The organism is Paenibacillus montaniterrae (assembly GCF_018403185.1).
In the GTDB taxonomy this organism is placed as follows: Bacteria; Bacillota; Bacilli; order Paenibacillales; family Paenibacillaceae; genus Pristimantibacillus; species Pristimantibacillus montaniterrae.
Genome location: NZ_BOSE01000001.1, coordinates 1,057,548 through 1,070,315, shown reverse-complemented (window position 1 = coordinate 1,070,315; position 12,768 = coordinate 1,057,548). Strand labels below are relative to the sequence as shown.

The window sequence follows — 12,768 nt, the reverse complement described above, 5'->3', positions numbered from 1 at the left end:
ATTTATAGCCGATTTATGTTATAATATTTTTTGGTATAGATAAAGAGTACATGGTAACGTGCTTTGTGATAGAACTAGGAGGGAATAGCGTTGGCTAAATTTACATGGGTTGAAAAAGACACCTGTATCGCTTGTGGCGCATGTGGGGCTACTGCGCCTGACATTTACGACTACGACGATGAGGGCATTGCTGAAGTGATTTATGACGGCGATAATAATAGAGGGGTCACTGAAATTCCGGAGGATTTGTACGAGGATATGCAGGATGCTTGTGACGGTTGTCCGACAGATTCCATTCGTATTTCAGACGAGCCGTTTAACCAATAAATGACCGTTATGGGCAGCCAGGATAACGAGCGTATTCCTGGCTGCTTTTGTGACAAAAATTAAAGAAGCCTCGTGAGGTTCTATTGAATAGAGCTTCAGCGAGGCTTCCTTCATCATGCATCTGTTTATGAGAAAACAATTAATAATACCGAAATTATGACAACGACAGCAACGGCTGAGCCGATCGTCCAATATAAAGCTTTTTTGTTTACTTCTTCTTGCTGTTTTGGTTTAATTGTTGCTGGCTTGCGTTTTGTTGCGCCCATTGCTACTCAACCTTTCTATTTGCTTTTTCTTCTATATAATTGTATTGTAATGCTTTTACAGTGGACTGGCAATATGAATGCGTTATCATTGTTGTAGAAACGGTTACAATACTTTCTTTTTATGAGCAAAAAGGATACACTAAAAGTTGGAGATTGTTTTCTGAAACGGAGTGGAATAGATGTTATATCGAAGTATACTGAAGCCCTTCTTTTTTAAGCTGGACCCGGAGAAGGCCCACCATATCGTAGTGGATGGATTTGCAGTAGCGGGCAAGGTGCCCGGGGTACTGGCTATTATGAATGGGCTTTATGGAGTGAAACCCGCTCCCGAGCTGGCAGTGCAGCTGCTGGGCATGCAGTTTCAGCATCCTGTCGGACTAGCCGCAGGACTTGATAAAAATGGCGTTGCGACAGATACGTTTTCCAGCATCGGCTTATCCTTTGTAGAAGCGGGCACGGTAACACCGAAGCCTCAGCCAGGCAATGAGCAGCCTCGCTTGTTTCGTTTGCCGCCAGATGAAGCGCTTATTAATCGAATGGGCTTTAACAACAAAGGCGCTGATGAGATGCGTCAAACACTGCAGCGGCGCAAGCGGCACGATGTACCGGTTGCTGTAAATATCGGCAAAAACAAAGTGACGGCCAATGAGCTGGCACATGAGGATTATCGCGCTTGTATTCGTACGCTGTACGATGAAGGGGACTTTTTCGTAGTCAACATAAGCTCTCCCAACACTCAGGGCTTGCGGGACTTGCAGCATGGCAACGAGCTACATAACTTATTGGTGCATGTATCCGAGGAGATGGAAATCCAAGCGAGCAGCCGCAATGCCAAGGTAAAGCCGATTTTTGTTAAAATTGCGCCTGATATGACGGATGATCAACTGAAGCATACCGTCCATACGATTATGGATAGCAGCATTAACGGCATTATTGCAACGAATACGACACTGTCGCGCGATGGCTTGACGCATGCCAACCGTCAGGAAGCGGGCGGCTTGAGTGGCGTTCCGCTGCGCGAGCGCTCAACAGAGGTTATACGTCAGGTGTACAGTCTAACAGAGGGCAAGCTCCCAATTATCGGCTCTGGTGGAATTTTTACAGCACAAGATGCATACGATAAAATTCGAGCTGGTGCTACCTTGGTGGAAATATATACAGCGCTTATTTACAAGGGGCCAGAGGTGCTTCGTGAGCTTACGGATGGATTGAAGGAATGTCTGCGCAAGGATGGCTTTTCCAATATTACTGAAGCAATCGGAGCAGATCATAAATAAACACAGGAGGCGGCCGAATGGACGGAAGAGATTGGAGTCTATTTTTGCAGCCATACGAGCAAGCCGTTGAGGAGCTAAAGGTCAAATTCAAGACCATGCGTACCGAGTTGAAAAGTCGAGAGGATTATGCGCCGATTGAATTTGTAACAGGTCGAGTTAAACGGATCTCAAGCATATTGGATAAGGCAAAAAGGTTGAATGTTGAGCATGATCGATTGCACATTGGCATTGAGGATATTGCAGGGATCCGCATAATGTGTCAATTTGTTGACGATATATATCGTGTAGCTTCATTAATTCGCATGCGCAAAGATTTGAAGCTTGTATACGAAAAGGATTATATAGCCAATTATAAAGAGAGCGGTTATCGCAGTTATCATATGATTATTGAATACCCTGTACAAACCGCGCTTGGTCATACCTTGATTTTAGCTGAAATTCAAATTCGAACGCTTGCAATGAACTTCTGGGCGACAATCGAGCATTCTTTGAATTACAAATATAAAAAGGATTTGCCATTAGAAGTGAGGAAGCGGCTGCAAAAGGCTGCTGAGGCTGCAAATCGACTGGATAATGAAATGACAAGCATTCGCAAAGAAATTTTGGATGCGCAAACGACTTTTGAAGAAAATTCAAATTGTGTTGCAACAATATTATCAGGCATTCAGAAGCTGTATTCCTTTCATGAGGTACGGCTTGCCGCCCAATATCAAAGCAAGTTCAACGAACTGTTCCAGCAGGAGGATTATCCCGCTTTGGAGCAGCTTTCGCTTGAGCTGGTAGCGGATATTGCCCAGGCTAAAAAAAATACTCAGCTATAGCTCGCATATAAATGCTTAGTGAAAGAAAAAAACCGAGTCTCGCTGGTGCAGAATTAATTTCTGCCCGGAGAACTCGGTGTTTTTCATTTAATGCTTGAATTGCTGGTCAATTGCTTGCTTGATCTCATCGAGGCTGCTTCCCTTGTCTGCCATCTCTATGACGAGCTCCATTTCCTGCTTGCATATCCCGCAGGTGGTGCTATGATCGGTCCACGTTACCGATCCGTCGTCTCCAGGCATTTCAGCCAAATAGCATCGCCTTAGTGAATCATGCGGCTCGTCCATATCGGTTCCGTCCATACAGCCGCAATAGCAAGGGAGCTCCCCTAGCAAGTGAGAATGCTCCACCGCATGGCCATATAGCGAGGCGGTCAGCTCCGTATGATTGTCAAGAAACTGGGGAAGCTGATCAGCCGATTCGGTTGTCTCCCATGTTTCCGAGCCGACTGTATGCACATGGCTTTCTTTATCGTCGCTAAGGCCGCAGGCCGCAAGCAGCGTAATTAAAGCGAAGCCAAGCAGAAACAGATACATGAATGATGACAGCTTGGAAGAAGCTTGATTTTCTTCTTCATGGTTCAAAGTATTCATGGCAGCTCCTTTTTATCCTTTGTATTTTTCAAAGAATGCTCGGAAATCCTCCAATGTAGCACCTGAAGTGCTTCCTTCCGGCATGACTCCGCCGACGATACGCTCTTTTTCTACACCGTCCTCAAAATAAATCAGGGTTGGCGTATATTCGATATTGTATTTCGTTTGGTATTCAGGAAATTCTAAAACATTGAATTGATTAAGCTCGACGCCCAGCTCATTTACGATAGGCATAATTTGTGGTGTTGTTTCCTTACAATATTTGCAAGTGGAAGAAAACATATACACAAGGAAATCTTCTTGATTTTGAACCTTTTCATCGAGCGCCGCTGGTAATATAATATTCTGGTAATTCTCATCTTTCAGCAGCTCGCGTGTAGCTGGGTTCAGCTCATTGGTCGGTTTTCCATAAACCGGATTGTCCTTCTGAAGATTGTCCAGCGCAAAAATTCCTACAAGCAAAACAACCACAACAGCAGCATAAATGATGACCATATTATTTTTTTTCTTCTTTTTCTTAGTGTTCACTGACATATTCCCTCCGAAAATTGAAATGAATGCAAGAATTCAGAATGATGGCTTCTTACTTTTTTTTATTATACACGAAAATTATAGTGGATGAAAATTTTCTATCGAACGTGGAGGACACAGCATGAAAATTCAATTGCCTGAACCATTTGTTCAAAAAATGAAGCAGCTATTAGACGATGAATTTGATCGTTTTATAGCTTCGTACGACGATGAGCGCGTATATGGATTGCGCGTCAATGAATTAAAAATAAAGGCAGCCGAGTGGCAGCAGCAAACTGAGATAAGAGAGCATTTGCAGCCAATACCATGGTGTCCGACCGCATTTTATTATACGGAGGAGGATCGCCCCGGCAAGCATCCGCATTATCATGCAGGGCTTTACTATATACAGGAGCCAAGCGCGATGGTGCCAGTCGAGCTGCTCGATGTGCAGCCAGGTCATCGCGTGCTGGATCTATGCGCTGCACCTGGCGGGAAATCGACGCAAATCGCTTCCAAGCTGCAGGGACACGGGGTATTGGTCAGCAATGATATAGCAGCCGAGCGCGCAAAGGCGCTTGTTAAAAATATCGAGCTTGCAGGAGTACGCAATGCGGTCGTGCTTAACGAGCATCCTGCCAATATTGCTAAAGCTTTTTCTGGCTGGTTTGACCGTATTTTAATTGATGCGCCATGCTCGGGCGAAGGGATGTTTCGAAAAAATCCAGCGATGGTAGAGGAATGGCAAGCTTATTCCGTTGAGCGCTGCTCTAGCATGCAGCGCGAGATTTTAGAGGAAATCGCCCCCATGCTGGCGCCAGGCGGCCGTTTGGTCTATTCAACATGCACCTTCTCGCCAGAAGAAAATGAAGAGCAGATTGCGCGCTTTCTCGCTCGTCATCCAGATTTTAGCGTAGTATCGATCCAGCCGCAATGGGGCTGGGGCAGCGGTCAGCCAAGCTGGATAAGCAAGGAGACGAAGGAGCAGCTAAGCGAGCAGCAATGGCAATCGCTTGCCGGCACGATTCGGATATGGCCGCATCGTTCGAAGGGTGAAGGACATTTTGTAGCTGTGCTCATGAGGGCGGGAGATGCATATATGCCTCCGCAGAGCTGGGAGGAGCGACGCAAAATGCGAATTTCATGGCCTAGCGCCATAAAGCAGGAACGCGTGTCAGCGAAGGCTAAGCGCAGCATAGGGGCAGCGAAAGGGATAAAGCCGCTTGAGCTTGATTTGCAGACCGTATGGGAGTCTTTTTCCGATGAGAATGTTGAGCTGACAAGCGGTGAGCAGGTGCGGGCCATTTTATTCGGCAGTCGCGTCTATTTGCAGCCATTCGAGCTGCCTAGCCTTGAGGGCTTGAAGGTCGTGCGCGCCGGCTGGCTTATCGGTGAACTCAAGCATCATAAATTTGTACCGTTTCACCCACTTGCGATGGGGCTCAAGCCTGATGAGGCAGCGCGGACGATTTCCTTTGCCAGCACGGACGAGCTATTGCTTCGCTATTTGAAAGGTGAGACAATATTTGTGGATGATGCTTTGATTCAGCGCAAGGCCGGAGTAAAAAAGAACGGTTATGTATTGATCTGTGTGGATCAATATCCGGTAGGATTTGGAAAATACTTGGATGGCATGATAAAAAATGAGCTTCCTGCAGGCTGGAGGTTGATATAATTGGCAGAGAGGCTACGAGTCGATAAGCTGTTGGCGCATGCCGGCTTTGGCACCCGCAGTGAAATTAAAAAGGCAGTAAAGGCAGGCAGAGTGTATGTAGATGGCAGCAAGGTTAAGGACAGCGGACTCATTGTCGATCCGGATACGCAAGCTGTTACATTTGATGGGGAGCGGGTTGTGTATCGTTCAGTCATTTATTTGATGCTGAATAAGCCGCAAGGCGTCATTTCAGCGACAGAGGATGGAAGGGAGCGCACCGTCATCGATTTGCTTAAGCCGGAGGATACGCTGCTGCAGCCATTTCCCGTTGGCAGGCTGGACAAGGATACGACAGGACTGCTGCTGCTGACGAATGATGGTCAGCTGGCGCATGAATTGCTGTCTCCGAAAAAGCATGTCGATAAAACCTATGAAGCGCTTGTGCTTGGTGAGGTGACAGAACTGGATCAGCTTGCTTTTGCCCAAGGGGTTACGCTCGACGACGGCTATGTAACGAAGCCGGCAAAGCTGCATATTGTGGGGATAGACAAGCAGGAGCAAGGTATATGCAGTTTAATTCGTTTAACGATAACAGAAGGCAAGTTCCATCAAGTAAAACGGATGTTTCAAGCTGTCGGCAAGCAGGTGCTGACCTTAAAGCGCTTGACTATGGGACCGCTCGCGCTTGATCCACAGCTGGAGCTAGGCGAATACCGCGAGCTGAAAGATCAAGAGATTGAGCTGCTTAAGCAGCATCGCGGCACGACCAAGGGGCTGTCTGAAAAGTAAAGGCTGAATGGCTGGCAAAGTGATAGCTAGCTGCTAAGGAAGCTGGATAACGTTATGTGTGACCAATGAAGCCTTTCTAATTCTAAGGAATACACAGCGTCTTATTAGGTGGTTTTCTCTGTATTTAAGGTGGATTTTTGCAATTAAGGTTATGTATATTCGTTAGAATGTCCATCGCCTCCAAACAGATCATTTAACGTTAGCCAGATTCTTTAAACCTTCACTTAACCTTGCACAGAGGCTTACAGCTCAGCTTCATCCGTACATTTCTTCGTACATTTCATAGAGAAAAATTTGCACCAGTATACCAGAAATCTGCATCAGTAAACCAGGCATAAATAGGCCGAGCTCTGCATTATATAGAAAAGGTTCTCTCTGCCAGCGCAATGCTGAGCACAGTGGATACTTTTTGATATTGTGGAGGTCACTATGGCTAAAAATAATCGTGGAAAATCTCTATATAAGCTGCCGACAAAAGCGCGCGGCACATGTCCGGTTTGCTTGGCAACACGCATTAAATTGCTCTATACGGTTAAAAAGGCAGACGGTATCCAGCTTCAAGTTTGCAAGCGATGCAGCAAGGCTTCAACGGAGCGGATTGAAGCAGCAATTGTCCCGACTGCTCCGCTAGCCTATCGTCGCAAACATAAAGCTGCTTTTCATCGCTACGGAGCAAAGCAACCTCCAGTCGCTTTTTAAATCGTAATGCTTTTTTATTTAAATTTTTAAGGTTGCATTACGATGTTAAAGGCGACGCACTTCCGTTTTTCGGATTGCTTTGCTCCTCCGCTGGAGCTTTTTGAGGTTGACCAAGCTACGAAGCGGTCGTGGGGGTATCAAAGTCGAACTGTTGGATCATCATCGCTACGGAGCAAAGCAACCTCCAGTCGCTTTTTAAATCGTAATGCTTTTTTATTTAAATTTTAAGGTTGCATTACGATGTTAAAGGCGACGCACTTCCGTTTTTCGGATTGCTTTGCTCCTCCGCTGGAGCTTTTTTGAGGTTGACCAAGCTACGAAGCGGTCGTGAGGTTATCAAAGTCGAACTGTTGGATCATCATCGCTACGGAGCAAAGCAACCTCCAGTCGCTTTTTAAATCGTAATGCTCTTATTTAAATTTTTAAGGTTGCATTACGATGTTAAAGGCGACGCACTTCCGTTTTTCGGATTGCTTTGCTCCTCCGCTGGAGCTTTTTGTGGTTGACCAAGCTACGAAGCGGCCGTGAGGTTATCAAAGTCGAACTGTTGGATCATCATCGCTGCGGAGCAAAGCAACCTCCAGTCGCTTTTTAAATCGTAATGCTCTTATTTAAATTTTTAAGGTTGCATTACGATGTTAAAGGCGACGCACTACGTTTTTCGGCTGCTTTGCTCCTCCGCTGGAGCTTTTTTAAGGTTGACCAAGCTACGAAGCGGTCGTGAGGTTATCAAAGTCGAACTGTTGGATCATCATCGTTGCAGAGCAAAGCAACCTCCAGTCGCTTTTTAAATCGTAATGCTCTTGCTTGAATTTTTAAGGTTGCATTACGATGTTAAAGGCGACGCACTACGTTTTTCGGCTGCTTTGCTCCTCCACTGGAGCTCTTTCACCACTGTATGGACCAAGAAGCTTGGACGCTAGTAGAAAACGAGGAGCGCAGCGTAGGCACAAGCTACGTGAGCACCTACAATGTTTCCGCAGGAAACATACTTCGAAAGCATAAGCTTTCGCTAGCGTTCAAGATTCGCCGCCGACTACGCTACAAAGCAACGCATCGTCATCAAAGTCCAGCTTTTTAAACTTTTCTTAAAATCGAGGTTTAAAAAGCTGGGCTTTCAGGACCAAGAAGCTTGGACGCTAGTAGAAAACGAGGAGCGCAGCGTAGAGCAGAGCTACGTGAGCACCGCAGTTTTCGCTAGCGTTCAAGATTCGCCGCCGACTACGCTACAAAGCAACGCATCGTCATCAAAGTCCAGCTTTTTAAACTACCTTCCAGTTGGGCTTACAGCTTGCATGTATTACCGGACGCCTGCGCAAATAGTCGGCGATCAGCTCGGTCATATCGATTTGCTGATCCTGCAGCACCGGGCATGTAGCGAAATAAGGGAAATTGCCTGCACCAGTAGCTCGGTAGCTGTTCATCACGACCTCGTACACCCGGCTCGGCTCAATCGGCTGACCGCGATACGTTGCCTTTACAATGCGCTGGCCTACGGGCTTGGCTGGATCGATTACATAGTCTATGCCTTCCCACATATCGTAATTGTAGCCTTGGCTTTTAGGATACTGGAAGGCGGGAGAAACTGTAAGCTTGCCGTCGACCAGCTCGAAGTAAGAGGCGGATTGCTCCAGCGCCATCAGCATTTGCTCTCCTGTAACGGCAAGCACCTTTAATGTGTTCGGGTAAATGTAATTAGTTACGATATCGCGCATCGTAATTGTTGGTTTGAACCCTCCAGGCAGATCATGTAACAGTGAAGCGCAGGAAATAGACGCTCCCGTAGCATACATTTGCAGCTCCTGTAAAAATTGAACATATGCATGCTTATGTACTCTCACATCGAATGCGTCCTCATAAAACATATTGCCGTTTACGACCGCAAGCGTTTGATCCAGCCACTGCTCTGTCGCTTCATGCATAACGCTAACTGCATCGACTACGCCCTGCATCGGCGTTAGCTCCGGCTTGGCCGCGATCAGTTGTGCCTTATGCTGCTTGCTGATGCATTTTCCTTGCTCCAGCTCCACCGTTATTTCGATTTTTCCGACATAAGCGCCGCGATAGCCTGGCTGCACGATAGATTTGCCATGAGCTGAAGCGGCAAGCTCGCGATGCTGATGGCCTGTCAGCAAAATATCAAAGTCAAGCTCTGCCAGCATTTGATAGCCTTGATTTTCACCGCTGCTAGCCTCCTCTGCTTCTCCAGTTTCCAAACAGTGCGAAAAGCCTCCATGATAGCTAATGACCGAAATATGAACCTCCTCTTGCTTCATCACCTCCAGCCAGTAACGAGCTGCTTCAAGCGCATCGTTAATCGTAAGCCCCGCAATATGCTCAGGCCGCTCCCATTGCGTTATAAAATGAGTCGTAACACCGAGCACGCCAATTCTAACTCCATCTACCTCAAAAATGTGATAGGGCTGTACCCATGGACTGCCGTCTTCATGCACGATGTTGCAGCAAAGCCAAGGGAATTGCGACTGTTCAATCGCCTTATTCAAATGCTGCAAGCCGTAATTGAATTCATGGTTGCCGAGCACTGCTGCATCGTAGCCAATGGTGTTCGCTGCTGCGATAATCGGATTCGGCTTATCTGCTTGAAAAGCATTGCTGTAATAAACTAGCGGACTGCCCTGTATCAAGTCTCCATTATCGATCAATAGTGTTGGGCGCTCCTTGCGCAGCTGCTCAATGGTCGATGCCAGCAAAGCAAGCCCTAAATGCTCCTGCACGCCGCGATAAGCGGTCGGCATAATATAGCCGTGAATGTCGCTCGTTAGCAGTAATTGAATATGATGCGTCGTCATACGCTCACCTCTTTCTCTCAACTACAACAAGTATAGTATGAAGCTTTTATTTATTGCGCTTATTTACAATTTCTTATTATGCGGACTGTCGTTATGGCATTCTTTAACAAAGCTTAATAATTCGTTGACATTGCATTGATAATTCGTTGTTAAAGTTTTAAGGTGCAAGCATAAGACAGACCATACTACAACAGATAATCATGGTCCGAATCGAAAAGGGAATGTGGAGGGAATATCCAAATGAAAAAGCTAGGCTTATGGTTGAACCTGCTCGTTATGGTCGCTTTACTCGCAGCCTGCGGCGGAAATAACGGGGGAAACAACCCGACAAATGGAGCCGGGAATGCAGCGAACGAGCAAGCAGCAAACAATGGGGACAACAGTGCAGCGCAAAGTGAGGCTAAGAGCATAGACAAGCTTTCAGTAAGCTTTGTTCCGTCTCGTGATCCACAAGAAATTATTACAGCGACTGAGCCTTTAAAGGACATGCTTAAAACGGAATTGGCCGCGCTAGGTTATGAGGTAGGGAGTGTAGATATTAGCGTTGGTACGAACTATGAAGCCGTTGGCGAAGCGTTATCGGCAGGCACAACTGATGTAGGGCTTATTCCAGGCGGTACCTATGTACTGTACGATGATGGTGCTGAAGTGATTTTGACAGCTACTCGCGCTGGTTTAAGCAATGATTCCGACAATCCGGCAGATTGGAACAATAACGAGCCGACAGAAGGAACCGACCAGCAAACAACCTCTTATCGTGCGATCCTTGTTGCCGGACCTTCAGAAAAAGGTAAGGCGCTGGCTGAAAAAGTGAACAATGGCGAAGCATTAACTTTTGAGGATTTGGATGGCGCTGCTTGGAATGTCATGTCCACATCATCTCCTGCAGGCTATATTTACCCGGCATTGTGGCTTAAAGAAAATTTCGGCAAAACGATCTCCGATCTTTCACAAGTGGTACAAGCAGACTCTTATGCTAACGCATTTGCACGCTTGGCGGCAGGTCAGACCGATCTATTGGTAACTTATGCGGACGCAAGACGCGACTATGAAGAAAAATGGACTACGGAATACGGCCGCAGCGCATCGATTTGGGAAGAAACAGATCTAATCGGTGTTATGCCAGCTATTTATAACGATACGATAAGCGTTAGCAAAAACTCGCCAATTATGACCGATGAGCTTAAGCAAGCGCTGCAAACTGCATTTATTAATATCGGCAACTCTGATGCCGGCAAAGAAGTAATTGCAATTTACAGTCATGGCGGATACCAGGTAGCGAAGGATTCCGACTACGACAATGAGCGTAAAGCACAAGAGCTGGTTCAACAGCTGCAATAGCTTGGATCGGTTGATAACGCCTATATGGCAACACATTAATCAATGAAAAAAATGAGAACATGCATCCCATGTTCTCATTTTTCAATGAATGGGGATTTTTAAATGATTCAGTTTGAACAAGTTAATAAGCAGTATCCTAACGGCTATCATGCTTTGAAAAATATTAATGCTGTCATTGAGCAGGGAGAATTTGTTGCAATTATCGGCTTATCCGGCGCTGGCAAGTCGACTCTGCTGCGCTGTATTAACCGGATGCACCACATAACCGACGGCTCCTTAAAAGTAAATGATGTAGAAATTAGCGAGCTTAGAGGCAGGCAAATTAGAAGATTAAGACGCAATATAGGAATGATCTTTCAATCCTTCAATCTGGTGACGCGTATGTCAGTTATTAAAAATGTGCTCGTTGCCTTTGTGCCTGAGATGCCGTGGTGGCGCAAGCTGCTCGGAATATTTACGAAGGAGGAGAAAAAGCAGGCGCTGATGGCGCTTGATCGGGTAGGGATTTTGGACAAGGCGTTTGTGCGGGTTGATCAGCTTTCTGGCGGACAGCAGCAGCGTGTAGCGCTGGCCAGGACGCTTGCGCAAAATCCAAGCATTATATTGGCGGACGAGCCGGTCGCTTCGCTTGATCCCGTTACCGCTCATCAGGTTATGAATGATTTTAAAAATATTAACGAGCAGCTGAATATGACGATTTTAATTAATATCCATCATGTCGATTTGGCGCTCGCATATGCAAGCCGTGTCATTGGAATTCGTGCAGGAGAAATCGTATTTGACGGCACGGCAGAAGAGGTGAACGAGCAAATTTTGCATCATATTTACAATGGCAAGCTGGAAGAGGGAGGCCTGGGCGAGCATGCTGAACAGACTGCTGCGGAAAAGCATTACACTGCCTAATGGCAGGACCGTCTATGAGCCCCGCTCCTTTATGCCGTTGTATATCGCAGTTGCGCTTGTACTTATTTATTATTCGGCGAAAATGACGGATTTCGATTTCCAGCTACTTGTCAGGAGAATTTCGGAGTTTTTCGTTATTCTTCAGAATATGGTTCCACCTAACTGGGAATACGGCAGTCAGCTTTGGCAGCCGCTGATCGCAACGATTAAAATGTCGCTGTTCGGTTCGCTGCTTGGCGCTGTATGTGCGCTTCCGTTAGCGATTTTGGCAGCAAGAAATATTAACAAGCATGCCTGGCTGGCTGCACTTGTTAAATTTTTTCTCAGCTTGCTGCGCACGCTGCCGACTTTAGTAGTGGCATTAATTGCAACCTTTATATTCGGACTTGGCACGATGGCGGGAACGGTTGCGATTTTCATATTTTCAGTTGCCTATGTTGGCAAGCTGCTTTATGAGCAAATCGAGAATGCAGAAATGGGGGCGTACGAGGCTATGCATGCGATGGGAATGTCAACATTGCAGTCGTTCCGCTACGCAATTTTCCCACAGGTGCTGCCTAATTATTTGTCGACCTCACTATTTTGCTTTGAAGGAAATGTGCGCTATGCCTCGATTTTAGGCTATGTAGGAGCGGGAGGGATCGGCTTGCTGCTTAATGAAAGCTTGGGCTGGCGCAATTACGCCAATGTGGGCATGATTTTGCTGCTGCTCGTGATCACGGTATATATCATCGAATCAATCAGTGCATATTTCCGTAAAAAACTGTCATAGGAGATGCT

13 protein-coding genes are annotated in these 12,768 nt (G+C 46.4%); 9 read left to right on the top strand and 4 right to left on the bottom strand.

Annotation, left to right across the window (positions count from 1 at the left end):
- The first annotated feature begins 90 nt into the window (after positions 1 to 90).
- The gene (locus KJS52_RS05095; protein ID WP_213513597.1) at positions 91 to 327 is read left to right on the top strand and encodes a ferredoxin; all 237 of its coding nucleotides are present in this window, start codon (positions 91 to 93) and stop codon (positions 325 to 327) included.
- Positions 328 to 452: 125 nt separating this feature from the next.
- Here the strand turns inward: KJS52_RS05095 and KJS52_RS05090 are convergent, their stop codons facing one another.
- Positions 453 to 593, bottom strand: coding sequence for a hypothetical protein (locus tag KJS52_RS05090; protein ID WP_213513596.1), 141 nt, complete (start codon positions 591 to 593; stop codon positions 453 to 455).
- Between the two features lie 179 nt (positions 594 to 772).
- Between KJS52_RS05090 and KJS52_RS05085 the strand changes: the two genes are divergently transcribed.
- Together KJS52_RS05085 and yjbM are read left to right on the top strand one after the other, a co-directional pair.
- The gene (locus tag KJS52_RS05085) at positions 773 to 1,870 is read left to right on the top strand and encodes a quinone-dependent dihydroorotate dehydrogenase (RefSeq protein ID WP_213513595.1); all 1,098 of its coding nucleotides are present in this window, start codon (positions 773 to 775) and stop codon (positions 1,868 to 1,870) included.
- A 17-nt stretch (positions 1,871 to 1,887) separates the two neighbouring features.
- Positions 1,888 to 2,691 carry a GTP diphosphokinase gene (yjbM, locus tag KJS52_RS05080; RefSeq protein WP_213513594.1) on the top strand — a complete coding sequence of 268 codons (804 nt, stop codon included), beginning with the start codon at positions 1,888 to 1,890 and terminating at the stop codon, positions 2,689 to 2,691.
- Between the two features lie 87 nt (positions 2,692 to 2,778).
- Here yjbM and KJS52_RS05075 read toward each other — a convergent pair whose 3' ends face one another.
- Entirely contained in the window at positions 2,779 to 3,282 is a 504-nt protein-coding gene (locus tag KJS52_RS05075) for a PCYCGC motif-containing (lipo)protein (protein ID WP_213513593.1), read from the bottom strand.
- A 12-nt stretch (positions 3,283 to 3,294) separates the two neighbouring features.
- A complete protein-coding gene (locus KJS52_RS05070) occupies positions 3,295 to 3,810 on the bottom strand; it encodes a thioredoxin family protein (RefSeq protein ID WP_246563133.1) in 516 nt (171 codons plus the stop codon).
- Between the two features lie 124 nt (positions 3,811 to 3,934).
- Here KJS52_RS05070 and KJS52_RS05065 point away from each other — a divergent pair, with 124 nt between their 5' ends.
- From KJS52_RS05065 to KJS52_RS05055, 3 genes are all read left to right on the top strand, one after another.
- Positions 3,935 to 5,467, top strand: coding sequence for an RsmB/NOP family class I SAM-dependent RNA methyltransferase (locus KJS52_RS05065; protein ID WP_213513591.1), 1,533 nt, complete (start codon positions 3,935 to 3,937; stop codon positions 5,465 to 5,467).
- The gene (locus tag KJS52_RS05060) at positions 5,468 to 6,235 is read left to right on the top strand and encodes a pseudouridine synthase (RefSeq protein ID WP_213513590.1); all 768 of its coding nucleotides are present in this window, start codon (positions 5,468 to 5,470) and stop codon (positions 6,233 to 6,235) included.
- Positions 6,236 to 6,664: 429 nt separating this feature from the next.
- Complete coding sequence (locus KJS52_RS05055) at positions 6,665 to 6,934, top strand: hypothetical protein (protein ID WP_306433565.1); 270 nt, start codon at positions 6,665 to 6,667, stop codon at positions 6,932 to 6,934.
- A gap of 1,262 nt (positions 6,935 to 8,196) precedes the next feature.
- On the opposite strand, the gene KJS52_RS05050 is transcribed toward KJS52_RS05055, so the two are convergent.
- A complete protein-coding gene (locus tag KJS52_RS05050) occupies positions 8,197 to 9,744 on the bottom strand; it encodes a bifunctional metallophosphatase/5'-nucleotidase (RefSeq protein WP_213513589.1) in 1,548 nt (515 codons plus the stop codon).
- Between the two features lie 240 nt (positions 9,745 to 9,984).
- On the opposite strand from KJS52_RS05050, the gene KJS52_RS05045 reads away from it, so the two are divergent.
- The 3 genes from KJS52_RS05045 to phnE all read left to right on the top strand — a co-directional run bounded on the left by KJS52_RS05045 (position 9,985) and on the right by phnE (position 12,760).
- Positions 9,985 to 11,085 carry a phosphate/phosphite/phosphonate ABC transporter substrate-binding protein gene (locus KJS52_RS05045; protein WP_213513588.1) on the top strand — a complete coding sequence of 367 codons (1,101 nt, stop codon included), beginning with the start codon at positions 9,985 to 9,987 and terminating at the stop codon, positions 11,083 to 11,085.
- Between the two features lie 102 nt (positions 11,086 to 11,187).
- Complete coding sequence (gene phnC / locus KJS52_RS05040) at positions 11,188 to 11,988, top strand: phosphonate ABC transporter ATP-binding protein (RefSeq protein ID WP_213513587.1); 801 nt, start codon at positions 11,188 to 11,190, stop codon at positions 11,986 to 11,988.
- Positions 11,948 to 12,760 (top strand): phosphonate ABC transporter, permease protein PhnE, encoded by an 813-nt coding sequence (gene phnE, locus KJS52_RS05035; protein ID WP_213513586.1) that lies wholly within the window; start codon positions 11,948 to 11,950, stop codon positions 12,758 to 12,760. Before phnC ends, phnE begins: the two co-directional genes overlap by 41 nt.
- The last annotated feature ends 8 nt before the right edge of the window (positions 12,761 to 12,768 follow it).